We start from the raw sequence: 26398 nt of genomic DNA on the forward strand, positions 1-26398 counted from the left end.
AAACCTGGACAAAGTATGGCAACCACAGTTGCAGTCATCGAAGACAATCCGGAATTTCTGGCGCGCTTTTGCGAAATCATCCGCTCCGATGCGGAATTTGAACTGGCGGGCTGCGCCGCCAATGGGGCCGAAGGCCTGACGCTGATCGAGCACCACCGCGCCGATGTCTACCTGATCGATCTAGGCTTGCCGGACATGAACGGAACCGAGCTCATCAGGCATGCGCTCAAGACGCATCCCGATTGCGAAGTCATGGTGGTCACCGTGTTCGGCGACGATGCCCATGTCCTGGCCAGCATCGAGGCCGGGGCTACCGGTTACGTGCTGAAAGACGGCTCGCCGGCCGAAATCACCGATTGCATCCGCGAATTGCGCGCCGGCGGCGCGCCGATCAGCCCGCTCATCGCCAGGAAAATCCTGCAACGGTTTCAACGCAAAAATGCCGGCGCCGCGCACAGCGCACCTCCGGCGCCACCGCGCGCGCATCCGGCCGATGGCGACACGGCCATGACGGAGCGCGAGCTCGCCGTCCTGCGGGCGCTTGCCAAGGGAATGAGCCTGCGCGAAATCGGGGAGTCGCACTTCATTTCCGCCCACACGGTGGCCGGCCATGTCAAAAACATCTATCGCAAGCTGGCGGTGCATTCACGGGGAGAGGCGGTCTATGAAGCGAGCAAGCTGGGCCTTATTCAACTGTAGCGGCGTCCGGCTCGCCTTCGCATTTCTCCTGCTGGTCCTGGCCGATCTGCATTCCGGCGGCGCCCTGGCAGCCGACCGCCAGGAGACGATCCGCGTCCGGCAAGCCCGGTTCATCGTCTCGGATGCCGCCACCCTCCCGCCCGAAGACGCCGGCTGGCAGACGGCGGCGCTGCCCCATCGCGTGCCGAAGCCGGCCGACCGCGAGCTGGTCGGCTACTGGTACAAGGCGGACTTCACGCCCGCCGACGCCACGCAACCGCTCTGGCTGTACTTCCCCAAGCTGCGCAGCGGCGGCGCCATATATGTCAACGGCGTCCAGGTCGGCGCCATCCGCGGCGCCGACGCGGCCTATCAGGTGCGCTGGTTCCGTCCGCACCTGTTCTTCCTGCCGCCGTTGTCGCTGCGCGAAGGGAACAACGAAATCGCGGTGCGCTTCGCCATTCGCGAGCCGCTGACCAGCTTCGGCGAGTTCGAGATCGGCCCGCAGCAGCCCCTGCGCGAATCGTACGACCTGAGCCTGTTCTGGGAAAACACGAGCACCGAAATCTCGGCCATCATCTGCCTGCTGTCGGGCGCCTTCATCCTCGTGTTCTGGCTGCGCCGGCCGCAGGAAGTGCTTTACGGGCTGTTTGGCGTATGCGTGCTGTTCTGGGGGTTGCGCACTTTCATCTTTCGCCTGCCCGTGGTGCCGATGGAATACTGGGTGCTGTGGCGCTTCTTCTATTACCTGACGACGTCCGGCTTCATCGTCTGCATCACCCTCTTCCTGCTGAAATACAGCCGCGCCGAAAATCGGCGCCTCACCCGTTTCCTGCTGGCGTACTGGCTCGGCGGATCGGCCGTTTTCCTGGTGGTCGGCACCCCCATCAGGATGTTGATGGACACGTACTGGACCGCGGGCTTCCTGCCCTTTACGACCTACGCGATCGCGCGGCTGGCGGTCTTCACCGCCCGCCGGCCGACGCCGTCCTGCGTGGCGATGGTGCTGGCGATCCTGATCGCGCTGGCGCTGGCGCTGCACGATTTCGCAGTGCAGCACGGATGGTTCCGCTTGCAGGAGTACTACATGCTGCACCTGGGCATTCCGGCCTTCTTGCTGGTGATGGCATGCGTCCTGATGGAGCGCTTCATTGCCTCGCTAAAGCAGGCCGAATCGGTCCAGGAACAACTGGCCCGGCGCGTGGCTGAAAGGGAAACGGAACTGGCCGCCAGCTACGAACAGCTGCGCCAGCTGGAGCGCGACCATGCGGCTGCCGAGGAAAGACAGCGCATTATGCAAGACATGCACGACGGCGTCGGATCGCAATTGCTGACCACGCTGGTCATGGCACAGCGCGGCGCGGCGACGCAAGGCGACATGGTCGCGCTGCTGCAGGAATGCCTCGACGACATGCGTCTGGCGATCGACTCGCTGTCGCCGGACGATCCCGATCTGTTGCCGGCACTCGGGAACCTGCGGTTCCGGATGGAGGCCAGATTCAAGGCGCTCGGGCTGGACCTGGCATGGCGCAGCCGCGATTTGCCGGACACGTTCGAGGTCGCGCCCCACGCCGGGCTGCAGATCCTGCGCATCGTGCAGGAAGCGCTCACCAACGTGCTCAAGCATGCGAAGGCCAGGAATGTCGAAGTCGCGCTCGATTTCTCGGGCGGGGCGCTGCGCATTCGCATCGCCGACGACGGCGTCGGCTTTGCCGCTTGCGAAGGGCATTCCGGGCGCGGCTTGAAAAACATGCGCTCTCGCGCGCAAAAAATCGGGGCGGCATTCGACATCACGCACCTGTCGCCGGGAACGGCCATCTGCCTTGATCTTCCCGCGCATGCGCTCCGTGCCAGCATTGCCAAAATAGCAGCATACGATCCAATGTCCGAGGAAAAATTAGCCATTGGGAACAACATGATTCGGTAAAATTGCCGCACTACTGCGACCGACTCTTCCGTTCCATGCTCATCAAACGCAAATCCATCGAAGCGCAAGCCAACCGCAAAGCCGGCCCCGGCAAGCAAACCAGCGCGGCCGCTCCCAAGCCGCCGCGCAAGCCCAGATACGCGCCGGTCACGCTGTCCGAGGAAAACGGCGTGCGCTTTTTGCACTTCGGCACCGAGTGGATCCAGGGCGCGATGCGCATCCGCAAGCCCGACTGGATCGAGCTGGAATACGCGCAGCAAATGATGAGCTGGATGCTGTTCAACGACCAGCCGCGCCACATCGCGCAGCTCGGGCTGGGCACCGGCGCGCTGACCAAGTTTTGCTATCGCAAGTTCGAGCAGGCGCGCGTGACGGCGGTCGAATTGAACCCCTCCGTCATCGCAATCTGCCGCAGCATGTTCAAGCTGCCGCCGGAAGACGACCGCTTGTCGGTACTGGAAATGGACGCGATGGACTTCGTCACCGACAGCGCGCGCCACGGCACCATCGACGCGCTGCAAGTCGACCTGTACGACGCCACCGCGCGCGGCCCGGTGCTCGACACGCCGGAATTCTACGAAGCCTGCGCCGCCTGCCTGTCCGAGCAAGGCATCATGACGGTCAACCTGTTCGGCGACCATCCGAGCTACGCCAAGAACCTGAAGGCGATGCGCTACGCCTTCCGGCAGGTGCTGTGCCTGCCCGAAGTCCACCAGGGCAACGTGATCGCGATCGCCGCCAGGGAAGCGCTCCCGCTCGACTTCCAGTTACTGTACGAACGCGCCGCCGAGATCGCCGAAACCACCAAGCTGCCGGCCAAGTCCTGGGTCAATGGCCTGAAAGCCTGGCACCTGGGACAATCGTCATGAAAAAAGCCGCCTCCAGACCGCTCGACCTGCAGCAGATCTTTACCTGGCTGATGGCCGACGGCGTGATCGACAAGGCCAACGTCAAGGCGGCTTACAACCAGGCGCAGGCGCTGCTCAAGAACGCCGGCATCGCCACCCACCCGCTGACCGCCGTCGCCCAGTGCAAGCTGCAGTCGGCCCTGGCGCCGCACAAGCCGCTGACGCTCGACTGGCTGTCGGAATGGGTGGCCGCCAAGGCGCACATGCCGTTCTTCCGCATCGATCCGCTCAAGATCGACTTCACCCGCGTCGCAGACGTGATGTCGGCCACCTATGCGGCGCGCTTCAACATCCTGCCGGTGGAACTGACGCCGACCGAAGTCGTGGTCGCCACCGCCGAGCCCTTCATCACCGAATGGGAAGCGGAAATCGCCAAGATCACGCGCCGCAGCGTCAAGCTGGTCATGGCCAACCCGCTCGACATCGCGCAGTACACCTCGCAATTCTTCACGCTGGCCAAGTCGATCAAGGGCGCCAACAAGTCGGGGAGCCACGACCTGTCCCTGCGCAACAACTTCGAGCAGCTGGTGGAACTGGGCAAGAGCGACAAACAGCTCGACGCCAACGATCAGCACATCATCAACATCGTCGACTGGCTGTGGCAGTACGCGTTCGAGCAGCGCGCTTCCGACATCCACCTGGAACCGAAGCGCGAGCTCGGCCTGATCCGCTTCCGCATCGATGGCATCCTGCACCAGGTGTACCAGGTGCCCGCCACCGTCATGATCGCGATGACCGCGCGCATCAAGCTCTTGGGCCGCATGGACGTGATCGAGCGGCGCCGCCCGCAGGACGGCCGCATCAAGACCCGCACCGCTGGCGGCCAGGAAATCGAGCTGCGCCTGTCGACGCTGCCCACCGCCTTCGGCGAAAAGCTGGTGATGCGCATTTTCGACCCGGACGTGGTGGTCAAGACCTTGCCGGAGCTGGGCTTTCCGCCCGACGACGCCCGGCGCTGGGACGATCTCACGTCGCGCCCGCACGGCATCATCCTGGTCACCGGCCCCACCGGTTCGGGCAAGACCACCACGCTGTACACCACCCTGAAGGCGCTTGCGACACCGGAAGTCAATGTCTGCACGGTCGAAGACCCGATCGAAATGGTGGAAGCCTCGTTCAACCAGATGCAGGTCCAGCACGGCATCGACCTGTCGTTCGCCGACGGCGTGCGCGCGCTGATGCGGCAAGACCCGGACATCATCATGGTCGGCGAAATCCGCGACCTGGAAACCGCCGAGATGGCGATCCAGGCGGCCCTGACCGGCCACCTCGTGTTTTCCACCCTGCACACCAACGACGCGCCGTCGGCGGTGATGCGCCTGCTCGAACTCGGCGTGCCCTACTACCTGCTGGAAGCCACGCTGATCGGCATCATGGCGCAGCGCCTGGTGCGCACGCTCTGTGCCGATTGCAAGAAGCCCGGCGGCGAACTGAGCGACGACGTGTGGAACAGCCTGACCGAAGGCTGGCCGATTCCGAAGCCGGCCACCGTGTACCGCCCGGTCGGCTGCCCGGAATGCCGGCACACCGGCTACCGCGGCCGCACCGGCCTGTACGAACTTTTGACCGTGTCGCAAACCTTTTCCAAGCTGATCAAGCAGGAATCCGATATCCACGCGCTGAAACGGCAAAGCACCGCCGACGGCATGAAGCCGCTGCACGTGGCCGGCGCGCTGAAAATCGAAGAAGGCGTGACGACGTCCGATGAAGTATTGAAGGTGACCTCGGCACTGACGTAATGCGGTGCAATTTCGCGCGCCTCGGGAAAAATTGTGATTTTTTCCGCCGACCTCTCCCACCTTGCGCGCAAAGTTGCTATAATCACGGCCTCGTTGGGTCGTTAGCTCAGTTGGTAGAGCAGCGGACTCTTAATCCGTAGGTCGAGTGTTCGAGCCACTCACGACCCACCAACGAATTCAAAGGGTTGCAGCGATGCAGCCCTTTTTCTTTGCTTCGCAATTCTGCGCTTGCTCAGCAAAACTCAATCGCCACGACGTCACCATCCGGCGCAACACAGCCTGGCGAACACCCCACGGCCATCGCTTCAACCGCCCAATCCCCTCATCTAGTTAGCACAACGGCAGGACAGCGTGTTATTTTCCCGATAAGCAAGTCAGGTTTAACGTAAACGGAGAGCTTGGGGATGGCCAGACAATCGATCGCGATGCGGTTGATGCTTCTCGTCGCGGTGGCGGCGATGCCCCTGATCGGGCTTCAGCTCTACTATGCGATGGAAGAAGCCGACTCCGCGCGCGCGGCAGCGGTCGATCGCTCCCTGTGGGTGGCGCATGCTGTCCGCGGACGTATCGAAGACCATATCCATAGCGTCGACTCGCTGCTGCTCACCGTGGGCGCCACGATGCCGGTCCGGCCCAACGAGATCGACCAGGGCAATGCCAAGCTGCGGCAGATCAAGGCCGGCCTGCCCGACTACTTCGGCAGCATCTCCGTCGTCGAACCGGACGGCACGATGCTCTACTCCGCCGAAGCGAAGCCGCCGGCACCGGGCTCCGTCAACGTGAGCGACCGGCGCTACTTCAAGGAAGCGGTCGCCTCCGGCAAGCTGGCGGCCGGCGACCCGATCATATCGCGCACATCCGGCCAGCGCATCCTGGTGTTTGCGCGCTCGGTCAGGGACGACAATACCGGAGCGCTGCGCGCGGTGGTGTCGGCCTCGACCCTGCTCGAACGGTTCCAGCACATTTTCGCGCAGGAGCAACTTCCGGCTGGCTCCGTCATCACGCTGATCGACCAGAACGGCGTCGTGCTGGCGCGCTCGGTCGATCCGGAGAAATGGATCGGCGCCAACGTCTCGGACAGCCTGGCAGTGCGCGAATCGTTCAGCCGCGGCGATGGGACGAAGGAGTCGGTGTCGCTGGATGGCGTCAAGCGCCTGTCGGCCTTCACCAAGCTGGAACGGGTGCCATGGCTGGTCTATGTCGGCATTCCGTCGGATGTCGCGCTGCAATCGGGCATGGCGCGCGTGCGCTGGCTTATCCTGCTCACCCTGACCGTATCCGCGCTGGCCGTCGGCGCCGCCAGCTGGATGGGGCGAAAGATCGCGCGCCCGCTCGAAACGCTGGCGCGCGACGCGGCCAAACTGGCCGGCGGCGATCTCTCCCACCGCTCGGCCGTAAAGGCGAGCGGCGAAGTGGGCGAACTCGCCGGCAGCTTCAATGTGATGGCCGGGGCGCTGGAGCGGCAACGCGCGCAGTTGGCCGAGAGCGAAGCGCGGGCGCGCGCCACTTTCGAACAGGCGGCGGTCGGCATCGCCCACGTGGCGCCGGATGGCCGCTTGTTGCTGGTCAACCAGCGGCTGTGCGACATCCTGGGCTATACGCGCGACGAACTGCTCGCCCGGCGCACGCAGGACATCACGCACACCGAGGATGACGAGCGCACTGCCGCGCTGGAGCGCCAGCTGATGGCCGGCGCGGGCGACCATGCCGTGCCCGACGCGCTGGAGATGCGGTACGTGCGCCGCGACGGCAGCCATACCTGGATCAATCTCACGCTGGCGCTGGTGCGTGACGATGCCGGCGCGCCGAACTACTTTATCGCGGTGGTCGAGGATATTTCGGTACGCAAACGGAACGAAGCGCTGATCGCCGGCCAAAAGGAGGTGCTCGAAACGATGGCGCACGGCGCGCCGCTGGAAGAGACACTGGCCACACTGGTGCGCGTCATCGAGGCGCAATCTCCCGACATGCTCTGCTCGGTGCTCCTGCTCGACGCCAAGGGCGTCCATCTGCGCCATGGCGCCGCGCCCAGCCTGCCCGCGGAATACCTGCGCGCGCTCGACGGTTCGCCGATCGGACCGTGCGCCGGCTCCTGCGGCACGGCCGCGTTCAAGGGGGAACCGGTCATCGTCGAGGACATCAGCACGGACCCGCGGTGGGATTCGTACCGTCACCTTGCCCTGCCGCACGGATTGCGCGCCTGCTGGTCGACGCCGATCTTCGATTCCGCGCACCGGGTGCTGGGCACGTTTGCCATCTATTACCGCACCCCGGGCGGACCCAGCGCGCGGCATCTGGAGCTGATCGAGGTGGCGACCCATACTGCCGCCGTCGCCATCAGCCGCAAGCAAGACGAGCAGTCGCTGCGCAGCGAGCGCGCCTTGCTGCAGCAAGTGACGGCCAGCAGTCCGGTGGGTATCGCCGTGGTCGACAAAAACGGCCGCATCACGCTGGCCAATCCCGCGGCCCAGCAAATACTGGGATTGACGGGAGACAAGGAAACTCAGCGCGTCTACGCCGCGCCGAAGTGGACGGCGACCTTCGCCGACGGTACCCCCTGCCCGCCGGAAGAACGGCCATTCGAGCGCGTCATGGCATCCGGCAAGCCAGTGTTTGACGCCGAGTATGCGATTGCCTGGCCGGACGGGCGCAACGTGCTGCTGTCGATCAATGCGGCGCCGCTGCGGGATGACGCGGGCGAACTGGATGGCGTCGTCGTGGTGCTTTCGGACATCACCGAACGCAAGCGCGCGGAAGCCCAGGTGCTGAAGCTCAATGCCGAACTGGAACAGCGCGTGATCGAGCGCACGGCCCAGCTCGAAGCCGCGAACAAGGAGCTGGAGTCGTTTTCTTACTCCGTATCGCATGACTTGAAGGCGCCGCTGCGTGGCATCGACGGCTACAGCCAGTTGCTGGAAGAGGATTTCCGCAACACGCTGGGCCCGGAGGGAATGGCTTTCCTGCGCAACATACGGCACGGCGCCGCGCAAATGCATCAGCTGATCGAGGACTTGCTTGCCTATTCGCGCATCGAGCGCCGCGATATCGAGCACGCCGCGCTCGACCTGCGCGCCTGTGTCGATGCCGTATTGCAGGGATGCGCGCATGTCATCGCCGAGCGGCAGATCGACGTTCATCTCGATATACCGCCAGTCATGGTGACCGCCGACCGGGATGGGCTCGCCATCGTGCTGCGCAACCTGCTGGAAAATGCGATCAAGTTCAGCCGCGAGGCGAAACCGCCCAGGATCGATATCGGAGCCCGCCGGGAAAACGGAAAGGTGACCCTGTGGGTGCGCGACAATGGCATCGGTTTCGACATGAAGTTTCATGACCGCATTTTCGAGATTTTCAGCCGCCTGCAGCGCGCGGAAGATTACCCGGGCACCGGCGTCGGACTGGCCCTGGTGCGCAAGGCGATGCATCGCATGGGTGGCCAGGTGTGGGCGCACAGCGCGCCCGCGCAAGGCGCCACTTTTTTCCTGGAGCTTAGCGCATGACAAACAGTGATCCGTTCAACCGGCCGGTGCTGCTGGTGGAAGACAACCCGATGGACGTCGACCTCACGCTGCGCGCCTTTGCGCGCCGAAAACTGACGAATCCGGTGATCGTGGCGCGTGACGGCGAAGAAGCCCTGGCCTGGCTTCCCCGCTGGGAAGCCGGCGAGAACCTGCCGCTGGTGATCCTGCTCGATCTCAAGCTGCCGCGCGTCGACGGCCTCGAAGTCCTGGCCCAGTGGAAGGCGCATGCGGTGTCGCGCTCGATTCCGGTGGTCGTGCTGACCTCCTCCGCGGAAGACAAGGATATCGAGGCGGCGTACGAGCTTGGTGCGAATTCCTATATCGTCAAGCCGGTCGATTTCGGCAAGTTCCTCGACGTGGCGGCACAGATCGAACTGTACTGGTGCGCCCTCAACACGCCGGCGCAGTAGCCTGCGGCGGGAACGACTTCCCTATCATGGAACGGACAGCAAGGACCGACGCATGAAGCCTGATCTGCCAAGATCGATTCTTTACCTCGAAGACAACGCGGTGGACGCCGACCTGGCAAGACGCGCGCTCGCGCGCCAGATGCCGGAAACGGCAATGGATCTCGCCCCCACCCTGGCCGCGGCCCTGGAACGGCTCGCGGCGCACCCGCACCGGTATGACATGGTTCTCTCGGACCTGCGCCTGCCCGACGGCAGCGGCATGGACCTGCTCGGCCATATCCGTGAACGCAAGCTGCCGATCGCGGTTGTCATTCTCACCGGGTCGGGCGACCAGGCCGCCGCGATCGCTGCGCTCAAGGCCGGCGCCGACGACTATGTGGTCAAGCGCGACGATTATTGCCGGCGCCTGATCCACACGCTGCCTGCGGCGCTGGCCCGCTTCCGCCGCGAGTCCGCGCGCAAGGCCGGGCCGCTCAGGGTGCTCTATGCGGAGCACAACATATTCGACATCGATCTGTGCCGCCGCCATTTTTCGGCGCACGCGCCCCATATCCGGCTGCAGGTCGTCGGCAACGGCACGGAAGTGCTGGACTGCCTGCCGGAAAATAGCGTCGATGCGCCACCCTACGACGTGGTGCTGCTCGACTATCAGCTACCGGGAATCAATGCCCTGGAAATCGCCAAGATCCTGCGCGACGAGCGTGGATTCGACTTGCCCGTCGTCCTGCTTACCGGACAGGGCAGCGAGGAAGTCGTGGCGGAAGCGCTGCGCCTGGGCATCGCGGACTTCGTCGGCAAGCACAAGGGTTACCTGATCGAATTGCCCGCCATCCTGGAACACGCGCATCGCCAGGCCCAACTGGTGCGCGAGCAGCAAGCCTTGCGCATGGCTTCCACGCGGCTGCATCACTTGCTGGAAGCGAACCCGACCATACTTTACGCCTTGCGCAAGGACGGCGACAGTTTTGTCCCCAACTGGGTCAGCGAAAACATTGCGCGCGTGTATGGCTATTCGCCGGACGAATGCCTCAATGCCGGCTGGTGGCTGGCGCACCTGCACCCGGAAGATCGCGAGCGCGTGCTGCATGGCTGGAAACGCCTGCTGGCCGATGGCGCGCTGGTGCAGGAATACCGCTTTTACGACAAAGCCGGCGAGGTGCGCTGGGTGCGCGACGACATGCGCGTGCTGCCGGACGCGTCCGGGAACGTCAGCGAAGTCGTCGGCAGCTGGAACGATATTACGCTCAGGCGGCAATCCGACGAACGGCTGCGGCTGCATGCCGCTGCGATGGACAGCACGCGCGACGGCATCCTGATTACCGATCTGGAGGGCAGGATTCTTGCCTGTAATCCTGCCTTCACCAAAATCACCGGCTACCGCGAGCCGGACATTCTCGGACTGGGCGCGAACATCCTGCAGCTGGAACGCCAGGACGCGCGCTTTTTCCAGACGCTGCGCGACAGCGTGAGCCGCACCGGCCAATGGCAGGGCGAAATCTGGAGCCGCCGCAAGGATGGCGAAATCAATCCACAATGGCTGACCGTGACGGCGGTGTACGACGGGCTCGGGAACGCCACGCACTACGTGGCCGTGATGACCGACCTGACCATGCTCAAGCGCAGCGAGCAGCGGTTGGACCGGCTGGCGCATTACGATTCCCTGACGGATCTGCCTAATCGCGTGCTGCTGCATTCGCTGCTGCAGCACGCCATCGAGCGCGCGATGCGGCACGAGCAGCAGGTCGGCGCGCTGCTGCTGAATCTGGATCAATTCAAGATCATTAATGACAGCCTCGGCCGCGCGTCCGGCGACGAGCTGCTGCTGAGCGTGACCAGCCGCCTGAAGGCCGGCCTGAGGGCAGACGATGTCCTCGGGCGCCTCGGCGGCGACGAATTCTCCGTCGTGCTCGAAGCGCTGCAGGAACCCCTCGACGCGGAAATCCTCGCGCGCAACCTGCTGGGCGTGTTTGATGCGCCGTTCGTGCTGTCGGACGGACACGAGGTATGCCTGCGCGCCAGCATCGGCATCGGCGTGTTTCCGCAGGATGGAGCCACGGCGCAAGACTTGTTGCATCATGCGGACGCGGCGATGCATCGCGCCAAGGAGGATGGCGGCAATCAGTTCGCCTTCTATACGCGCGACCTCAGCGCCCGCGCGCTGGGCCGGCTCGAAATGGCGGCCGGCTTGCAGCGCGCGCTGGCGCAACGCGAGTTTGCCCTGCACTACCAGCCCAAGGTCGATCTGGCGAGCGGCAGGATTTCGGGTGCCGAAGCGCTGCTGCGCTGGCTGCGGCCCGGGCATGGAATGATATCGCCGCTGCAGTTCATCCCGCTGGCTGAAAAGGGAGGACAGATCGTGGCAATCGGCGCCTGGGTGATCGACGAAGCGTGCCGGCAGATCCGCGCCTGGTCCGACACGGGATTAAGCGACATCAATGTCGCCGTCAATGTATCGGCGCGACAGTTTACGGGCCAAGATCTCGAAACGGTCGTCACCGCTGCTCTGGAAAGACATCGCATTGCGCCGCAATGCCTGACGCTGGAATTGACGGAAAGCATGCTGATGGAAGAACCGGAGAAGGCGATCCAGCGACTTGCCCGCTTGAAGCGTCTCGGCGTCCTGCTGTCGCTCGACGACTTCGGGACCGGCTATTCCAGCCTGGCCTACCTGAGCCGTTTTCCGATGGATCAGCTGAAAATCGACCGCTCCTTCGTCACCGGCATCGACTCCGACACCCGTGCGGCCAACATCGCCAATTCCATTATCGACCTTGCGCACTGCATGCAGCTGAAGGTCGTGGCCGAAGGAGTGGAAACGGCGTCGCAGCTCGCTTACCTGGCAAAGAATCGTTGTGACGAAATCCAAGGCTTCTACTTCAGCAAGCCCGTGCCGGCCGATGAGTTCGCCAGCCAGGTGCGTCAAGGAAAGCGGCTCGCCGACAAGGATGGCGCGGACTGAACAATACGGCGCAAGACGTGACGACCAAAACGGTGCGCATTGCAACAATCCCTTGTCAATTTACATGATCGCCATTAACATAGCGCCCGCCTGACGCCATCGCGCATCCCGCCAGGGAAAAACGGATGGAAACGGATTCGCCCATGTAGCTCAGTGGCAGAGCACTCCCTTGGTAAGGGAGAGGTCGGCAGTTCAATCCTGCCCATGGGCACCACAAGTCATGCCAGCGCTTCGCCTACCCTTGGCATCGCCGCCACCGCGGTCCCTCTCGTTGGTTTCATGAGCCTTTCCGGCATCGAATTTCGTACCGATAGTTGTCGCAAACCGAGTCCGGCCAATGCCTGTTGCCGGCGACGAAAGATTAATCCTGCACCCGGCCGCGCATGAGCTTGGTCCGGCCGCGCAGCTTTTTTCTTTCGAGGCGTTCCTTCTGGGAGCCGAGAGTCGGCTTGATGGGCCGGCGGCGACGCGGCGGCACGGCAATGCTTGCCACCAGTTCGCGCAGGCGCCGCAAGGCGTCTTCCTTGTTCTTTTCCTGGCTGCGATGGGTTTGCGCCTTGATGATCACCACGCCTTCGCTGGTGATGCGCTGGTCGCTCAGGCGGAGCAAGCGCTCCTTGACCGGTTCCGGCAGGGATGAGGCGCGGATGTCGAATCGCAAGTGAATCGCGCTCGACACCTTGTTGACGTTCTGGCCGCCCGCGCCTTGCGCGCGAATGGCAGTGAATTCGACTTCGTTCTCGGACGGGAGCGGAGGGTGCATGAGATGCAGCCTAGACCGCCGTGCCCGCCATTGCAAGCCGACGTCTCATGCCCAGACGTCGATGCTGCCGCCGTGCGCCTGAAGGGCCGTGCGCTTGATTTCGTTGATGCGTTCCGCCTGCTTGTTGCCGTCTTCCAGGCCCTGGTCCACCACCTGCTGCCGCGCGCGGCGTATCGATTCCGCGACTTGGGCATCCACCTCGCCTTGCTGCTTGCGGATTTCGACGACCTGTTGCAGGTAGTTTGCAACAGAAGATGTTCCGCCAACGTCCATTCGTCCTCCACCTGCCGAAAAAGGCAGTATTATCGCCGAACTTGACGTTTTCACAAATCTCCCGCGCGGCGCCATGCCGCGCAAGAGGATCAGGCAGCCAGCCGCAGGTGCTGCTTATCCCCTGTCTTTATTGCAGGCGTGCCCGCGCTCGCGCCCTCCTGGCGCAGCTTGAACCGCGCCACGGCATTGGCCAGCGCCACCGCCTGTTCCTCCAGGCTTTCGGCTGCCGCAGCAGCCTGCTCGACCAGTGCGGCATTCTGCTGGGTCATCTCATCCATCAGCGTCACGGCGCGATTGGTTTCCTCGATGCCGGCGCTTTGCTCGACGCTGGCGCTGGTGATCTCGCCCATGATCGTCGCCACGCTCCGCACGGAATCGACGATCTCGGTCATGGTCGAACCGGCGGTCTCGACCAGGCGGCTGCCGGCGTCGACCTTGCTCACCGAATCATTGATGAGCGCCTTGATTTCCTTGGCGGCGCTTGCGGAACGTTGCGCCAGGTTGCGCACTTCAGCTGCCACCACCGCAAAGCCGCGCCCCTGTTCGCCGGCGCGCGCCGCTTCCACCGCGGCATTCAACGCGAGGATATTGGTCTGGAAGGCGATGCTGTCGATCACGCCGATGATTTCGACGATCTGCTTCGAGCTGTCCTTGATCGAGCTCATGGTGTCGACCACTTCTCCGACCACCGTGCCGCCCTTGGCAGCCAGGCCGGAAGCGGACGCCACCAGGTCGTTGGCATGCCGGGAATTGGTTGCATTTTCTTTGACCGTCGATGTCAGTTCTTCCATCGAGGCGGCGGTCTGCTGCAGCGAGCTGGCCTGCGATTCGGTACGCGCCGACAGGTCGGCGTTGCCGCGCGCGATTTCCGCCGTCGCGGCCTGGATGGCGACGCTGCCGTCCCGGATCTGCTGCATGATGTCGTTCATCTTGTCGACGAAGGTATTGAACGCGCCGGCGATTTCCGTCAGTTCGTCGTGACCGTCCGCCGGCAGGCGGCGCGTGAGGTCGCCGCTACCGCTGCTGATCTCGTCCATCGCATCGCGCACCTCCGCCAGGCGGTGCAGCACCTTGGTCATTGCCGCGCCGACCAGCAGCACGGCCGCGATCGCCACCGCGAGAATCGACACGATCGATGTCTTGAGCACGCCGCGCAGGCCTGCGCTCGCCTCATCCTTGTCGAGGGCCACGACCAGGAACCATTCGGTGCCGCGAATCGGCTTGGCGCGCATGATCTTGGTAGCGCCGTCCAGGCTGATTTCGAGCGGCTCACCCGACTGCGCCAGCTGCGCCGCGGTAGCCGGCGTCAATGCCGGCGACAGCTCGGAAACCGGCTTGCGGTTGAACTTCGCGTCCGGGTGCGCCACGATCGTGCCGTGCACGTCGACCACGAAGCCCAGGCTGGAGGGCGTCGGATGCACGGAGGTGACGACCTGCCGCACGCCCTCAAGCGAGATCGCGGCCGACACCACGCCCTTGGGGCCGCCTTCGCGCGACGCCGGGCTGGCGAAGGACACCATCGGCTGCCCGGTCTGGAAATCCTCGTACGGCTTGGTAACCAGCGGCTTGCCGATTTCCATGGCTTCCTTGTACCAGGGACGGCTAGTGGCGTCGAACCCCGCCGGTGGCGGCGGCGATCCGAAGACCGACTTGTCATCCAGGCCGAGCGTCGCCACCTTGAACCCGCCCGATTTCTGCAGCTGGTTCATCGCCGCCTGCGCATCGCCGCTCCTGGCGACCTCGACGGCGGCGGCGACGGCGGCCTGTTTGGCCGCTACCCACTCATCGATCGCCATGGCGTGCCCGGTGGCGATGGAATCGAGATCCTGCTTGATGGTGTCCTGGCCGTTGGCACGCACGGTCAGGTAGGACACGCTGCCGGTGATGGCGAGCGCGCCGACGGTGACGCCCGTGGCAATGACGAGGATGCGGGTGCGGATTGAGGAAAGCATGGGGACTCCGGATTGTTCTGGCAAATTCTGGCGGTTGCCCCGGCCGTTGCCGCGGCAACCGCGCGCGGCTCGCGTCAGCTACCGCGATAGGTGGTGCAGCTCCACGGTGTTGCCAGCATCGGCACGTGGTAATGCTGGTTGGTGTCGAACACGGCGAAACGCACCGGAACCGTATCGATGAAGGCCAGTTCGGGCATCGGCGTGCCGATGCGCGCGAAATATTCCCTTACGTGAAAAACCAGCTCGTATTTGCCGACCTTGGTTTCTTCCGGCTTGAGAATCATCTGGTCGGTACGTCCGTCGGCATTGGTGACCACAGTCTTGACCAATTTGTATTTGCCGTCTTCCCAGATTGAAAAGTCGATGCGCATGCCCGCGCCCGGGTTTCCCGTCGCAGTGTTGAGCACATGCGTCGTAATGCCTGCCATTGTTATCTCCTAAATCGTGAATGCGAAGGTGCGATGCGGGGAAATCAGCTGCCGCGGTAGTAGGAATAGCTCCACGGCGTCAGCAGGATCGCGATGTGATAGCGCTGGCTCGGATCGTCGATGGAAAAGCGGATCGGCACGTCCGTCAGGAATGCCGGATTCGGCATCTGCGCGCCGAGCTTTGCGTAATGCTCTTCGACGTGCAGCAGGATTTCGTAGCTGCCGCGCGCGAAGTTCTCTCCTTCGAACAGCGGCTTTTCGGAGCGGCCTCCCTTGTTGGCCTCGAACGACTGCACCAGGCGGTAGGTACCGCCCTCCAGTTTCGACACGTCGACCCGGATGCCCGATGCCGGCAGGCCGCGCCAGACATCGATCGCATGCATGGTCAGGCGGCCGGGGCCGCTGTTCTTGGCCGGCGCAGCGGCAGGCGCAGCCTGCGCCATCGCCTCGCCGGCAGCGATCACCGACGCGCCGAGCGCGAGGCCTGTCGCGATAAATTTTCGACGGGGCAAATCATTAGTACTCATCAACTATCCTTTTGATGAACCGAGCAGCGCCGTGCACAAACAACAATTGCACGTCAGCCCGATTCCATAATGTCCATGAAACAGTACCCAGGAATATCGGCACGGCGACAGGATGGAAGGGCAATCTGTCCGTACTGTCATTGACACAACATCACTATTGCCCCGTCCCCGCCATGCCGAACATGTGCTTAAAAGCAACATATGTGCCGGGTGTTGCATGGCGGTAGACGACAAGGACGTTGCGCAGTTTTTCTCGACAGAAGGCAGGGGCTCACGGCTGCATGTGGTGACAGGAACGCGGGTGGGCTTACCCAAGGCACATGCCTCCCAAATTTAAGAAACCCACTCTTGAAACTAAGAGGAAAAAGACATGTTTTTACTGAAATCAAGCATTCCAGCCAATTCCGCAATGGCATGAAAGATGCTTAATGGCAATAAGTTGGCTGGGCGGCTTTTGTTATATACAGGCCCGGCCGACGCACAAAGTCCATCGAAGCAGGCCTGCCTGCGAATGGCGGACTTTTCGCTGCAAGTACGGCCCGCAAGTACGCATTGCCCGGCATATGGTCGGGCACTCCCTTCGAGCACGCTTGCGTTCAGTCCCATCAATCAGGAACTTGTATCAATGAAGAAATTGCCCCTCGCATTCGCAGTACTTGCTGCATTCTCCGGCGTGGCTGCGGCTCAGACCAATGTCACCATTTACGGCCTTATCGATGGCGGTATCGAACATCAAAGCGGCGGTGCCAACGGTTCCCTCACCAAGCTCACCAGCGGCGTGCAGAATGCATCCCGTATCGGCTTCAAGGGCACGGAAGACTTGGGCGGCGGTATGTCCGCACTGTTTACTCTGGAAAACGGCTTCGCATTGGATACGGGCGCGGCGCTGCAGAATGGCGCGCTGTTCGGCCGCCAGGCATTCGTCGGTCTGAAGGGCGATTTCGGTACCGTTACCCTCGGCCGTCAATACACGCCGATCTTTACCTCGCTGTGCGGCGCGATCGACCCGTTCGCCTGCGGCCTGGCTGGCAATGCCGCCAACCTGATGTCGCAAGGCGGTTCGGCCACGACCAAGACCGGCCCGCGCACCGACAACGCTCTGCGGTATGCATCGCCGGTGTTCTCCGGCGTGCAGGCTGAAGTCACCTATGGTTTCGGTGAAACCGCCGGCAACAACTCCGCGCTGCGCACCATCTCCGGCCAGCTCGGCTACACGGCCGGCCCGCTCGTGGCCCGCCTGGCATACAACAATGTCAACGACGCGACCGACAGCGCGAAAGTCACCATGCTCGGCGCTAAGTACGACTTCGGCATGGCGGCACTCCATGTAGCGTATGCAATCAACAAGGGCAACGCCGTCGCCGGCAACACGTTCGATCCCGTCACCAGCCTTTACAACAAGTCGGTGACGCAGGGCGACACGCGCGACGCACTGATCGGCGTGAGCGTGCCGTTCGGCGCCAGCACCTTCCTTGCTTCGTATATCCAGAAGAAAGACAAGACTGCCGCCGCCAACGACGCCAAGCAGTATGCAGTGGGCTATACCTACGCGTTGTCCAAGCGCACCAACCTGTACACCTCGTACGCCCACATCAACAACACCGTGGCGAACAACGCGGCTGGCTTCTACACCGCGGGCAACGCCACCGACCTCGGTGCCGGCAACAGCTCGTACAACGTAGGCGTGCGCCACACGTTCTAAGCCGTTCACGCTGTATTTCTCCCGTGCCGGCAGGCACGGGGAGCATGGCATACGGTGTCCGGGCAGCGCTCCGGACACCGCTTCTACTTCATCCCGCCTTACGGCAGCTTCAGTTCAAACACCCCATCCCCGGCCGTGAAGGCCAAGCTCTTCGTGCCCGTCATCGTCAATCCCGACGGCCTGTGAATATTGCGCAGGGCCAGTTCGGTCACCGACGGTCCGGCCACGGTCGTGACCACGCCCAGCGGCGTGATGCGCCGTATCGCGCGCGCATCGGCCACGTACACATTCCCGTCGTCGTCCACCGCCAGGCTGCGCGGCGAATTGAAGCGCGCGCTGGTGCCGGTGCCATCCTGCGTGCCGAATGCGAACGGCGCCCCGGCGAGCGTGGTAACGACGCCGTCCGGAGTGATCCTGCGGATCACGGTGCTGCTTTCGATGACGTACACGTTGCCGGCAACGTCGACGGCCACATCCTGCGGCAGGCCGAGGCCGCTGGCGAAGACTGACATGACTCCCTGCGGCGTGATCTTGCGCACCAGGTCCGCGCCGCGGTCGGCCACATAGACATTGCCGTTGCGATCCACCGCGACACCCTGCGGCTCGACCAGCTGCGAGGCGAAGGTAGTGACCACACCGGCCGGCGTCAGGCGCCGGATCAGGTTGTTGGTGAAATCATCGCTGATGAAGACGTTGCCGGTCGGGTCGGTCGCCACGTCGCGTGGCAGGTTGAAGCGCGCGGCGGAGCCGCTGCCGTCGGTGCTGCCCGTCTGCCCCGCCGCACCGGCCACGGTGGTCACCGCGCCGTTGGGCGCGATGCGCCGTATCGTATGGTTGCCCGAATCGGCGACATACAGGTTGCCGCTGGCGTCGCGGGCAATGCCGAGCGGCCCGTTGAACAAGGCAGCCGATCCCGTGCCGTCTGCGCTGCCGGTGCGCGGCGCGGCGCCGGCCAGCGTGGTGACGTTATTGCCGGGCACGACCTTGCGGATGGTGTGGTGTGTCTGGTCCGTCACGTACAGGTTGCCGTCCGCGCCAGCGGCAATGCCGGACGGCGCCACGAAGCGCGCGTTCGCGATGATACCGTCGGCGCTGCCCGGTTCATTGGGCGTGCCGGCGACGGTGCTTACCGTAGCCTGGGTCGTGCCGTCGGCGGCCGTGACTTGGGAAATACGGCGGATCGCATGATTGCCCCGGTCGGCCACGTAGAGATTGCCGGCCAAGTCGATGGCGATCCCTTGCGGATAGCGGAAGCGCGCCTGCGCGCCCGCGCCGTCGGCAAAGCCGAGCACCGCGTCAAACGAACCGCCTCCGGTTCCGGCCAGCGTCGTCACGGTCCCGTCGGGCGTGATCTTGCGCACCGAGGCGCTGATATTGGCCGTATTGGACAGGATCGAACCGGGCACGAAGCCGCCGTCGGTGACGTACAGGTTGCCGCTGCTGTCGATCGTGATGCCGTTGAGCTCGGTGAAGGTCGCGGTTTCGATATCGCCGTCCTGTGCACCGACCTGGTCCGTCGTCCCGGTGATGGTGGTGACGACCCCGGTCTGCGTAATGCTGCGCACAGTGCGGGCGTCGGTGACGAAGATCGTCCCGCTGGCATCGACGACGATGCCCCTCAGGTTAGCGCTGAACAATGCATCGGCGCCCGAGCCGTCGCCGCCGCCGCTCACGCCGGTCTTGCCTGCCACGGTGCTGACCACGCCATTGGCCGTGATCTTGCGGATGTTCGTGTTGCCTGGGTCGGTGACATAGATGTTGCCGGCATTGTCGACCGCGATGCCGGTCGGCGCCGAGAAGCGCGCCGCGCCGCCCTGCCCGTCGGCGCTGCCGATTTCTCCCGGCACGCCGGCCAGCGTGGTGACCGTCCCGTTCGCGTCGATCTTGCGGATCACGCTGTTGCCGCGGTCCGCCACGTACAGGTTGCCCTGCGCATCCCTGGCAATGCCGTTCGGCATATCGAAGCGGGACAATGTCCCGACGCCGTTCGCGTCGCCGGCGCCGAAGTCGTTGCCGGCGATTAGGAACACGCCGGCAGTCGTCGCGCCTCCGGCCGGCGGAGTGACGGTACCGGCGCCCGGCGTGCCGTTGTTGACGATGACATCGCCGGCAACCAGGAGAATGAAGATATTGTTCGTGACGTTGCCGTTGGAAGCGATGATGTTGACAACGTTGTCCACGTTAACATTGACTGTCGTCGGCGGGATGTATTGCACGCTGCCGCCGCTGGTGCCGCTGAGCGCCCCGGGGCTGCCCGGCGCCAGCGTCCACTGGGTCTGCGCCGCATTGCTGGTGGCGTTCGCCGTGAGGGTGATGTTGGGCCCGCCGGGCGCAGTCTGGTCGCGGTCCGATTCGATGCTCAGGCCGCTCGCCGTCGGGGTGGATGTGCCGCCCGAACCGGAAGGCGTCGTAGGCGTCGCTCCGCTGCCGGGAGTGTTGTTTCCGGTGTCGATCGGGCCGGCCGTACTGCCGCTGGAACTGTCCCCGCCACCGCCGCCGCAGGCGGCGAGTACGGCGACCAGCAACATGGTCATCAGGTAGCCGATCCAGGAGTGAACCGGGTTTGCTGCAGGCAAGCGGAAAGTGGCGCGCGTCATGAATCCTCCGGACATGGACAGAAATGACGCCCGGCATATCAGAAAGTCGGAACACGAGCCGACGACGCGCGTCATTCACATGGTGTTCTGAGGCTGGTTCTCATGCTTGTGCCCGCGTCCGGCAATATTGCGGCAGGGAGCAAGGTGGACTCGATAAGCGGAAGAAAGGCGCTCAGATTGGGAGAAAAGACAACAAGGCGCGATTTTCTTTCTGGCGGTTTGCAGATTTACTGATAACGATCAAGTTACTTTCTTCGGCGAACATCGCGCAGGAAGCTGCCAACAAAAAGCCCTCCGCATGGGGAGGGCTTGGAATTTGGTGCTGGTATTGACTCCGACCGCCAGCTCCGGTGGACGCAACCTGTTCTTTTGAAAACTGTGTCTCACTCCGACGACTGCATGGGGTGCGATATTACAGGGATCTGCCCGCGCAGTTGTTACATTGAGTAACTTCAGCGTATCGCATTCCGCAATACTCAAGCGCCATGGCAAATGGCAGCAACGGAACACTTGTCTAGAAGTCCAGGTGGTGCCGGATTGCATCTCTCATTCTCATTTGCACGTATTACAGCAGATCAATGATGACGCTTGCGGCTGCACAAACGAAAGTGCAAATGCCGGCCGCCGGTTGAGACTTCGCAATCGAGGACGGGATCGCATCCGTATATTGGGTTGTCTCCGATAGAGCAGGCAGGCGCGCACCTTGCCTATCTGCCAGTTGCTGGTTCACATTGAAGGAGAGAACACATGTTGAAGCACAAGAATCCGGCGGTTGCGTTCGCAGCCATGCTCCTCGTTGCATCCTGCGGGGGCGGCAACGACAGCACGTCCGCGCCAATGGCGCCGGCAGCCTCCGGCGGCAATGGCGCGACGGCGACCTCGACCACTTCCGGCAAGGTGGTCGACGGCTACATCGTCGGTGCGACGGTATTTTGCGACACCGACAACAATGGCGTGCGTGACACGGGAGAAGAAACGGTGCTGACCGATGCCCAAGGGTCCTTCACCTTGACCGCCACATGCGCCAGCCCGATCGTGGCCAGCGGCGGCACCGATGCGGCAACCGGCCTGCCGTTCCGGGGCGTCTTGAAAGCGCCGCCCGGCAGCAGCGTCGTCACCGCCGGCACCACCCTGCTGGTCAATACTTCGCTGGCACGCGAGCAGCTTGCCGCCGCGCTCGGCCTGCCAGCCGGCACCGACATCACGGCACTCGACCCTGCCGCTATCGGCAGCGGCGGCGCATTGGCAAATTCCGCCCTATTGCAGCGCACCCTGGCGATCCAGCAGGTCGTGCAACAGATCGCCGATGCGATTGCCGCGCTGCTGCCGAACAACACGCCAGCGCAAACCCAGGCGATCTATACCGAAACGGCGACGACTACCGGCAAGGTGCTGCAGGCAAGCAGTTCCAGCACGCTGGTCAGCTCCAGCGGCACGGTCGATGCAGCCACGGTCAACGCCATCGCGCAGCAGGCGCTGGCGAATGTCGAAGCCAGCGCCGACGCCAGGCTGGCCGCAGCGAAAGCGGCCCTTGGCACAGTCAGCAAGTCCAATCTCGCCGCCCTGGTAACGCCGGCGATCGCCGCCCAGGCGCAATCGCTGGCGTCCTCCGTCGACTCGGACGCGCTGACCCGGGCAACGCAATCCGGTACCGCCGTAGCCGACGCGGTGCGACAGGAGGCGGCGCTGTTGCAATCCACCGCCGCCAACGACGCCGAGCTGTCGGCGGCAGCGGCATCGCTGCGCCAGCTGGTGGACGCCGCGATCGCCGAGGCGAAGGCTGCGGTGGCGCTGGCGGTGCGGTAAAAACGTGGCGGCCCGCTTTTTTGCAATGGGCCTTGACCTTCCCACCGTGGGATAGCCTAGAGTTATGCTTTTCTACGGAGGGAAACTGCCATGTATGAATTGAAAGTCGAAGGAATGAGCTGCAACCACTGCGTCAATGCCGTCACCCGCTCGGTGCAGGAAGTCGACGCCGCCGCCAAGGTCGATGTCGACCTGTCGCAGCAAACCGTGCGGGTCGCCTCGTCGGCCAGCCTGGACGCGATCAAGTCCGCCGTGTCGGAAGCCGGTTACCCGGTTCTCTCCAGCTCGGCGTCCTGAGCTTCGTGGCTTGCGCGATGATGCCCGGCCGCGCAGCCATGCTCCGGCGTTTCCGCCGTTTCCAGGCTTTGCAGGATCGGGCATTCCGGCCGGCTGTCGCCGGCGCAGGCATGCACCAGGTGGGCGAGCGCGTCGCGCATTTCCGTCAGTTCGCGGATGCGCTGGTTCAGTTCGCCCACATGTTCCTGCGCAATCGCCCTTACCTCGGCACTGGCGCGCTCCGGGTCTTCCCACAGCGACAGCAGGCCGCGGATCTGTTCCAGCGAAAACCCCAGCGTGCGCGCCCGCTTGATGAAGCGCAGCGTATGCACGTCGTTGTCGCCATACACGCGATAACCTGAATCGGTGCGCCGGCTGGCGCGCATCAGGCCGATGCTCTCGTAATAGCGGATCATCTTGGCTGTCACGCCGGACGAAGTTGCCGCCTGTCCGATATTCATCACGTCTCTCCTTTCATGCCGCCGGCTTGCGCGGCGTCCAGCGGCGCAGCAGCAAGGCGTTGCTGATCACGCTCACGGAACTGAACGCCATCGCTGCCCCCGCCACCACCGGATTGAGCAAGCCGAATGCCGCCAGCGGGATGCCGACCAGGTTGTAAATGAAGGCCCAGAACAGGTTCTGCCGGATCTTGCTGTAAGTGCGGCGCGATATGTCGATCGCATCCGCCACCAGCGCCGGGTCGCCGCGCATGAGCGTGACGCCCGCCGCCTGCATGGCAACGTCGGTGCCGGTCGCCATCGCGATACCGACATCGGCCGCCGCCAGCGCCGGCGCGTCGTTGATGCCGTCGCCGACCATCGCAACGAGATCTCCGCCCGCCTTCAGGCTCGCCACTTTCTCCGCCTTGTCCGCCGGCAGGACTTCAGCCACGATGCGGTCGATGCCGAGCGCAGCGCCGACCGCCGCCGCGCTACCCTGGTTGTCGCCCGTCAGCAGGACTGTCTTGACACCCAATGCCTGCAGGCTGCGCACGGCGGCCTGCGCGCTCGGCTTGATCCGGTCGCCGAATGCCAGCAGGCCCAGCAGCCGGTGCGGCGTACCCGCCGTCGCGAGCCACGATATCGTATTGCCCTTGCGCTGCAGTTCATCCGCGCGTTTCGCCAGCGGCGTCATGTCCACGCCCAGCTCCTGCATCAGCCGCGTGCTCCCCAGCCGCAAGTCGAGGCCGTCGACCTTCGCGGACAGCCCCCTCCCCGGCAGCGCCACCACATCGCTTGCCGCCGGCGTTGCCACGCCTTGCGCCTGCGCGGCGTCGACCACCGCGCGCGCCAGCGGATGCTCGCTGCCCTGCTGGATCGATGCGCACAGGCGCAGCAGTTCACCGGCATCCACCCCGTGCGGCACCGCTTCGGTCAGCGCCGGTTTGCCGATGGTTAGCGTGCCGGTCTTGTCGAATACGACGGCAGTCACCGCATGCGCGATTTCGAGCGCTTCCGCATCCTTGATCAATATCCCATAACTCGCGCCTACGCCGGTGCCGGCCATGATCGCCGCCGGCGTGGCCAGCCCCAGCGCGCACGGGCAGGCGATCACCAGCACTGCCACCGCGTTGATGATCGAGCGCTCGACGTCGCCGCCGTACAGCCACCACGCGGCAAAAGTCGCCGCCGCGATCGCCAGCACGACCGGCACGAACACGGCGCTGACCTTGTCGACCAGGTGCTGGATCGGCGCCTTGGCCGACTGCGCGCTTTCCACCAGCCGGATGATGCGCGCCAGCGTGCTTTCCGTGCCCACCGCCTCGGTGCGCACCAGCAGCAGGCCTTCGGCGTTGATCGCGCCGCCGGTCACCTTATCGCCGGGCTGCCTGGCCACCGGCAGGCTTTCGCCGGTGATCAATGACTCGTCGACATGGCTCAGCCCTTCCAGCACGATGCCATCCACCGCTACCCGCTCGCCCGGGCGCACCACCACCAGATCGCCGCGACGTACCTGGTCGATCGGCAGGTCAACATCCTGCCCGTCGCGCCGCACGCGCGCCACCTCGGGCCGCAACACCTGCAAGGCCCGGATCGCCGCCGCGGTCTGCCGCTTGGCGCGCGCCTCCAGCCACTTGCCGAGCAAGACCAGCGTGATCACCACGGCCGACGCTTCGAAATACAGATGCGCCATGCCGTCGCCGTGCGAAAACAGCTGGTACACGCTCAGGCCGTAGGCGGCGCTGGTGCCCAGCGCTACCAGCAAGTCCATGTTGCCGGCGCCGGCCTTCACCGCCTTCCAGCCGGCGCGGTAAAAACGCGCCCCGAGCCAGAACTGGACCGGCGTGGCCAGCGCGAGCTGCAGCCAGCCGGGCAGCATGAGATGCGCGCCGAACAGCTCCAGCAGCATCGGCGCCGCCAAGGGCAGCGACAGCACGGCGGCAGCGATCACTTTCAGAAAATCCTTGTCGCGCGTCACCGCTGCCGGCGCTCCCTCCTTCGCGGCAGGCGTATTTTCGCTTTGATGCAGGCGCGCATGATAGCCGGCCTTCTCGACCGCCTTCACCAGCGCATCGGGCGCGACGTCGGCGGCAAAGCGCACATGGGCGCTCTCGGTGGCGAGATTGACACCGGCCTCCAGCACGCCGTCCACCTTGCGCAAGGCTTTTTCCACCCGCCCCACGCAGGAAGCGCAGCTCATGCCCTCGATATCGAGGTCGATCTCCTCTTGCGCGATGGCGTATCCGGCCTTTTCCACTGCGCGCTGCACCGCGCCGAAGTCGGCCGACGATTCGGTCACGACCGCCGCCCGCTCGGTGCCGAGGTTGACGTTGACCCGTGCGACGCCGGGCACCGCGCGCAGCGCCTTTTCGACGCGCGCCACGCAGGATGCGCAAGTCATTCCTTCGATACCGAAGGAGAATTCGTGTTGTTGTTGGCCTGACTGCACCGGAAGAGAAGCTGCGTTGCCCATGATTTGCCTGTTCGAGGAACGTCGACGATGACCGAAGTATGAACCTTCCCATGATGGGAGAGTCAAGCGGCGGGCAAGTTCCGCTTGTTTTTTTTGCAAAAATTAATCCGGAATAAGCGCCCCTGTCCCCGGCGCTCGCCGCACCTGCGCCAGCGCATCGTCCACCCGCGCATAGCGCAGGCGCACGCCGAGCTCGGCCTTGAGGCGCGCATTGCTCAGCCTTCTGGATTCCGACATGAAGGACAGCAGCACCGGCGACACTGCTTGCTGCAGCTCCTCGCGCGGCAGGCGCGCCGGGCGCGGCAGGCCGAATGCATCCGCCACCGCGTCGAAGTATTCGCCCATTTTCATCTGCGAATCGTCGGCCGCATGATAGGTACGGCAGGAACGCCCCCGGAACAGCGCCGCCACGACGATGCGCGCCAGATCGTCCGCGTGGATATGGTTGGTATAGACATCGTCGTCCGGCGCCAGCGCGGGCGTGCCCTTTTGCAGTCGTTCCAGCGGCAGCCGGTCGGCGGCGTAGATTCCCGGCACGCGCAGGATGGAGAGGCGCGAGCCGCTGCGCCTGGCCCAGGCCCGCAGGACCGCTTCCGCATCGACGCGGCGCTTGGCGCGCGCATTGCGCGGGCTGGGCGCCCGGGTCTCGTCGATCAGCGCGCCGCCGCAGTCGCCGTACACCCCGGTGGTGCTGACATAAACGAGGGTCGCCGCGTCGGGTAAAATGGCGGTCAAATTCCGGGTACGCCGGTCGTGCACGCCGTCCGGCTGGGGCGGCGCCAGGTGCGCGATATAAGGCGCCAGGCGCGCCAGCCGCGCCAGCGTGGCGGGCTGATCGAGGTCGGCCACGATCGGTACCGCCCCGGCCGCGCGCAGTTCATCGCGGCGCGAATCCTGGCTGGTGACGGCAAAGATGCGGAAGCGCCCGCGCAACAGCGGCAGCATGCGCATGCCGACGTCGCCGCAGCCGAGGATCAGCAGGCGCGGCCGGGCCAATTTGCTAACAAGATTATTCATTT

At 64.3% G+C, this 26398-nt stretch carries 19 protein-coding genes and 2 tRNA genes; 12 read left to right on the forward strand and 9 right to left on the reverse strand.

The genetic code is table 11. The features are described 5' to 3' along the window. Positions 1–15 precede the first annotated feature (15 nt). From FAY22_RS11860 to FAY22_RS11900, 9 genes are all read left to right on the forward strand, one after another. On the forward strand, positions 16–699 hold the full coding sequence (locus FAY22_RS11860; RefSeq protein ID WP_146330398.1) for a response regulator transcription factor: 684 nt from the start codon (positions 16–18) through the stop codon (positions 697–699). After that, complete coding sequence (locus tag FAY22_RS11865) at positions 665–2605, forward strand: ATP-binding protein (protein ID WP_146330399.1); 1941 nt, start codon at positions 665–667, stop codon at positions 2603–2605. Before FAY22_RS11860 ends, FAY22_RS11865 begins: the two co-directional genes overlap by 35 nt. 35 nt (positions 2606–2640) lie before the next feature. Further along, the gene (locus FAY22_RS11870) at positions 2641–3474 is read left to right on the forward strand and encodes a spermidine synthase (RefSeq protein ID WP_146330400.1); all 834 of its coding nucleotides are present in this window, start codon (positions 2641–2643) and stop codon (positions 3472–3474) included. Continuing rightward, entirely contained in the window at positions 3471–5252 is a 1782-nt protein-coding gene (locus tag FAY22_RS11875; protein ID WP_146330401.1) for a GspE/PulE family protein, read from the forward strand. The genes FAY22_RS11870 and FAY22_RS11875 overlap by 4 nt, the downstream gene beginning before the upstream one ends. A 95-nt stretch (positions 5253–5347) precedes the next feature. Then, positions 5348–5423 (forward strand) — tRNA-Lys (locus FAY22_RS11880). Positions 5424–5656: 233 nt separating this feature from the next. Beyond that, complete coding sequence (locus FAY22_RS11885; protein WP_146330402.1) at positions 5657–8752, forward strand: PAS domain S-box protein; 3096 nt, start codon at positions 5657–5659, stop codon at positions 8750–8752. Further along, positions 8749–9183 carry a response regulator gene (locus FAY22_RS11890; RefSeq protein WP_146330403.1) on the forward strand — a complete coding sequence of 145 codons (435 nt, stop codon included), beginning with the start codon at positions 8749–8751 and terminating at the stop codon, positions 9181–9183. Before FAY22_RS11885 ends, FAY22_RS11890 begins: the two co-directional genes overlap by 4 nt. A 52-nt stretch (positions 9184–9235) precedes the next feature. After that, positions 9236–12142 (forward strand): EAL domain-containing protein, encoded by a 2907-nt coding sequence (locus FAY22_RS11895; protein WP_146330404.1) that lies wholly within the window; start codon positions 9236–9238, stop codon positions 12140–12142. 139 nt (positions 12143–12281) lie between these two features. Further along, positions 12282–12356, forward strand: a tRNA-Thr gene (locus FAY22_RS11900). A gap of 147 nt (positions 12357–12503) precedes the next feature. Here the strand turns inward: FAY22_RS11900 and arfB are convergent. From arfB to uraH (FAY22_RS11925), 5 genes are all read right to left on the reverse strand, one after another. Beyond that, positions 12504–12905, reverse strand: a complete 402-nt coding sequence (arfB, locus tag FAY22_RS11905; protein WP_146330405.1) for an alternative ribosome rescue aminoacyl-tRNA hydrolase ArfB — start codon at positions 12903–12905, stop codon at positions 12504–12506. Positions 12906–12950: 45 nt separating this feature from the next. Further along, entirely contained in the window at positions 12951–13178 is a 228-nt protein-coding gene (locus FAY22_RS11910) for a hypothetical protein (protein WP_146330406.1), read from the reverse strand. An 89-nt stretch (positions 13179–13267) separates the two neighbouring features. Beyond that, positions 13268–15130: a methyl-accepting chemotaxis protein gene (locus FAY22_RS11915; RefSeq protein ID WP_146330407.1), complete on the reverse strand. Its 1863-nt coding sequence runs from the start codon at positions 15128–15130 to the stop codon at positions 13268–13270. A gap of 74 nt (positions 15131–15204) precedes the next feature. Then, the gene (gene uraH, locus FAY22_RS11920) at positions 15205–15558 is read right to left on the reverse strand and encodes a hydroxyisourate hydrolase (protein ID WP_146330408.1); all 354 of its coding nucleotides are present in this window, start codon (positions 15556–15558) and stop codon (positions 15205–15207) included. A gap of 44 nt (positions 15559–15602) precedes the next feature. After that, positions 15603–16085: a hydroxyisourate hydrolase gene (gene uraH, locus FAY22_RS11925; RefSeq protein ID WP_146330409.1), complete on the reverse strand. Its 483-nt coding sequence runs from the start codon at positions 16083–16085 to the stop codon at positions 15603–15605. Positions 16086–16710: 625 nt separating this feature from the next. Here uraH (FAY22_RS11925) and FAY22_RS11930 point away from each other — a divergent pair. Then, the gene (locus FAY22_RS11930; RefSeq protein ID WP_146330410.1) at positions 16711–17787 is read left to right on the forward strand and encodes a porin; all 1077 of its coding nucleotides are present in this window, start codon (positions 16711–16713) and stop codon (positions 17785–17787) included. A 98-nt stretch (positions 17788–17885) separates the two neighbouring features. Here the strand turns inward: FAY22_RS11930 and FAY22_RS11935 are convergent, their stop codons facing one another. Beyond that, entirely contained in the window at positions 17886–20384 is a 2499-nt protein-coding gene (locus FAY22_RS11935) for an SBBP repeat-containing protein (RefSeq protein WP_168204825.1), read from the reverse strand. A gap of 747 nt (positions 20385–21131) precedes the next feature. Between FAY22_RS11935 and FAY22_RS11940 the strand changes: the two genes are divergently transcribed. Together FAY22_RS11940 and FAY22_RS11945 are read left to right on the forward strand one after the other, a co-directional pair. Beyond that, a complete protein-coding gene (locus FAY22_RS11940) occupies positions 21132–22190 on the forward strand; it encodes a hypothetical protein (RefSeq protein ID WP_146330412.1) in 1059 nt (352 codons plus the stop codon). A gap of 90 nt (positions 22191–22280) precedes the next feature. Continuing rightward, entirely contained in the window at positions 22281–22487 is a 207-nt protein-coding gene (locus FAY22_RS11945; protein ID WP_146330413.1) for a heavy-metal-associated domain-containing protein, read from the forward strand. Here FAY22_RS11945 and cueR read toward each other — a convergent pair. The 3 genes from cueR to FAY22_RS11960 all read right to left on the reverse strand — a co-directional run bounded on the left by cueR (position 22457) and on the right by FAY22_RS11960 (position 26396). Further along, positions 22457–22927 carry a Cu(I)-responsive transcriptional regulator gene (cueR, locus tag FAY22_RS11950; RefSeq protein WP_146330414.1) on the reverse strand — a complete coding sequence of 157 codons (471 nt, stop codon included), beginning with the start codon at positions 22925–22927 and terminating at the stop codon, positions 22457–22459. The two genes, FAY22_RS11945 and cueR, sit on opposite strands and share 31 nt — an antisense overlap. Positions 22928–22940: 13 nt before the next feature. Next, positions 22941–25379, reverse strand: coding sequence for a heavy metal translocating P-type ATPase (locus FAY22_RS11955; protein ID WP_146330415.1), 2439 nt, complete (start codon positions 25377–25379; stop codon positions 22941–22943). A 102-nt stretch (positions 25380–25481) separates the two neighbouring features. After that, entirely contained in the window at positions 25482–26396 is a 915-nt protein-coding gene (locus FAY22_RS11960) for an SDR family oxidoreductase (protein ID WP_146330416.1), read from the reverse strand. Between the last annotated feature and the right edge of the window lie 2 nt (positions 26397–26398).

The organism is Noviherbaspirillum sp. UKPF54 (assembly GCF_007874125.1).
GTDB lineage: Bacteria > Pseudomonadota > Gammaproteobacteria > Burkholderiales > Burkholderiaceae_D > Noviherbaspirillum.

Bases quoted from the DNA above. Each gene is read 5' to 3' on its own strand.
- FAY22_RS11860 (WP_146330398.1), top strand. From the start codon at position 16: ATGGCAACCACAGTTGCAGTCATCGAAGACAATCCGGAATTTCTGGCG.
- FAY22_RS11865 (WP_146330399.1), top strand. From the start codon at position 665: ATGAAGCGAGCAAGCTGGGCCTTATTCAACTGTAGCGGCGTCCGGCTC.
- FAY22_RS11870 (WP_146330400.1), top strand. From the start codon at position 2,641: ATGCTCATCAAACGCAAATCCATCGAAGCGCAAGCCAACCGCAAAGCC.
- FAY22_RS11875 (WP_146330401.1), top strand. From the start codon at position 3,471: ATGAAAAAAGCCGCCTCCAGACCGCTCGACCTGCAGCAGATCTTTACC.
- FAY22_RS11885 (WP_146330402.1), top strand. From the start codon at position 5,657: ATGGCCAGACAATCGATCGCGATGCGGTTGATGCTTCTCGTCGCGGTG.
- FAY22_RS11890 (WP_146330403.1), top strand. From the start codon at position 8,749: ATGACAAACAGTGATCCGTTCAACCGGCCGGTGCTGCTGGTGGAAGAC.
- FAY22_RS11895 (WP_146330404.1), top strand. From the start codon at position 9,236: ATGAAGCCTGATCTGCCAAGATCGATTCTTTACCTCGAAGACAACGCG.
- arfB (WP_146330405.1), bottom strand. From the start codon at position 12,905: ATGCACCCTCCGCTCCCGTCCGAGAACGAAGTCGAATTCACTGCCATT.
- FAY22_RS11910 (WP_146330406.1), bottom strand. From the start codon at position 13,178: ATGGACGTTGGCGGAACATCTTCTGTTGCAAACTACCTGCAACAGGTC.
- FAY22_RS11915 (WP_146330407.1), bottom strand. From the start codon at position 15,130: ATGCTTTCCTCAATCCGCACCCGCATCCTCGTCATTGCCACGGGCGTC.
- uraH (WP_146330408.1), bottom strand. From the start codon at position 15,558: ATGGCAGGCATTACGACGCATGTGCTCAACACTGCGACGGGAAACCCG.
- uraH (WP_146330409.1), bottom strand. From the start codon at position 16,085: ATGAGTACTAATGATTTGCCCCGTCGAAAATTTATCGCGACAGGCCTC.
- FAY22_RS11930 (WP_146330410.1), top strand. From the start codon at position 16,711: ATGAAGAAATTGCCCCTCGCATTCGCAGTACTTGCTGCATTCTCCGGC.
- FAY22_RS11935 (WP_168204825.1), bottom strand. From the start codon at position 20,384: ATGACGCGCGCCACTTTCCGCTTGCCTGCAGCAAACCCGGTTCACTCC.
- FAY22_RS11940 (WP_146330412.1), top strand. From the start codon at position 21,132: ATGTTGAAGCACAAGAATCCGGCGGTTGCGTTCGCAGCCATGCTCCTC.
- FAY22_RS11945 (WP_146330413.1), top strand. From the start codon at position 22,281: ATGTATGAATTGAAAGTCGAAGGAATGAGCTGCAACCACTGCGTCAAT.
- cueR (WP_146330414.1), bottom strand. From the start codon at position 22,927: ATGAATATCGGACAGGCGGCAACTTCGTCCGGCGTGACAGCCAAGATG.
- FAY22_RS11955 (WP_146330415.1), bottom strand. From the start codon at position 25,379: ATGGGCAACGCAGCTTCTCTTCCGGTGCAGTCAGGCCAACAACAACAC.
- FAY22_RS11960 (WP_146330416.1), bottom strand. From the start codon at position 26,396: ATGAATAATCTTGTTAGCAAATTGGCCCGGCCGCGCCTGCTGATCCTC.